Here is a 1,472-nt window from a genome sequence, read left to right as displayed (position 1 = left end):
GATGGCCGCCGCCAGTTCGGCGTCCGAGCCGTAACTCACGGTCTTGCCGTCATAACTCACGCTGCGCAGCCCGGCGAAGCGGGCTTCCTGCAGCGCCGTCAGCAGGGCCTGCATCCGGTCCAGTTCCATCAGTCCCTCATGAATTTGGGTGTATAGGCCCGCCGTTTCCGGCGTGGCGTGGTCAGGGTTCCGGCCTTGGGCTGGGCCGGGTCGGTCGTGATGGCATCAGATGGCACGGCATCAGGCATGCGGGTTTCCACCCCGGCCTGTGCTTCGAGGCGCCGCCAGGTGGCCTCGTCCCAGCGATCAGCGCCGAGGATCCATGCCGCGGCCCTTGCATAGACCCGGCAGTCCAGCGCCTCGTTGCGTTCCCGCATCTTCTGCCATTCCTGATGCGAATAGCCGCGCCGGTCGCGGATCGTGACCAGCTGCTCGGCCACCAGCTGCTTCAGCCATTCGCTGTCGATCCAGTCGGGGAGGTGCACGGTACCGGCGGCGTCCAGCGCACCAAGTGCCCGGTCTTCGTCGCTCGGCCGTTCCAGCCGCAGATAGCGATAGGTCTCGGCCTTGAAGCTGGCGGTGGCCACCGACCACAGCCGCGCGCCCCGGCGCAGGCGCTTCCCGCCGATGGTGGCATCGACGAAGGTCGGGCCCGAGACCGGCGTCGCCCGGTTGAAGCCTTCGAGGCCCTTCAGCGGCGCGACTTGCTCGAAACCCGCCTTTCGCGACCAGGCATAGACTGCCGCCGCCTCATAGCCGGTGTCGATGCCGAGCCGCGCCACGGTCATGAAGGCGCCGTTGGCGTGTTGCCAGCTTCGGCCCAACAGCGCGGTCAGCTGATCCCAGCAGGTGGGATCGTCGGGGCCGCCCGGAATGACGATGTGATCGACCAGCCAGCTTTCCAGCCCCCGGCCCCAGGCCCAGACATCGACCTCGATGCGGTCCTTCTGCACATCGACGCCTGCGGTCAGGAACAGCCCCGCCATGGGCACCGTGCCGGGCTTCCAGGCCTCGCGCCGATCCGCCAGCCGCTGCCATTCCGGCGCCTCGCCCGACTCGACCCATGTCTCGCCCAGAAGCGTGTTGCGGGCGGCGCGCAGCATCTCTTCCGATCCTTGGGCGGCCAGCCAATCCCGTGCGATGTCCGCCCAGCTTTTCCAGCCGAGCGGCGAATAGAGCGCCGAGAGGTGAAAGCCGATGGCCTTTGGATCAGCGGATACGGCGGTCGCCCGCCATTCACCGCGTTCCAGCATCTGCGTCTTGTGATGCTCGGCGATGGTGCGCTCGCAGCCCTCGCAGTGATAGGCGGCGGTCTCGGGCTTTCCTTTGGCCCAGCGCAGGCGGTCGAACTGCAGCCATTGCATCGCCCCGCAATGCGGGCAGGGCACGAAATAGCGGCGCTGGTCAGATGCCTCGAACTCGCGCTCGATGCGCGATAACCCCCGGATCGTCGGCGTCGAGACCATGAACAC

General features: G+C 67.6%; 2 protein-coding genes. Both read right to left on the bottom strand.

Features of this window, described 5'->3' with window-relative positions:
* Positions 1 to 129: phage head-tail joining protein (locus tag E3D03_RS21440; RefSeq protein WP_411969841.1), on the bottom strand; the 129-nt coding region annotated here is incomplete at its 3' end.
* On the bottom strand, positions 129 to 1,472 hold a 1,344-nt coding region (locus E3D03_RS20695; protein WP_263568519.1), incomplete at its 5' end, for a phage terminase large subunit family protein. The genes E3D03_RS21440 and E3D03_RS20695, both read right to left, overlap by 1 nt.

It is taken from the genome of Paracoccus sp. DMF (assembly GCF_004407025.1).
GTDB classification, from domain to species: domain Bacteria; phylum Pseudomonadota; class Alphaproteobacteria; order Rhodobacterales; family Rhodobacteraceae; genus Paracoccus; species Paracoccus aminovorans_B.
This window is presented reverse-complemented; position numbering and strand designations above follow the sequence as displayed.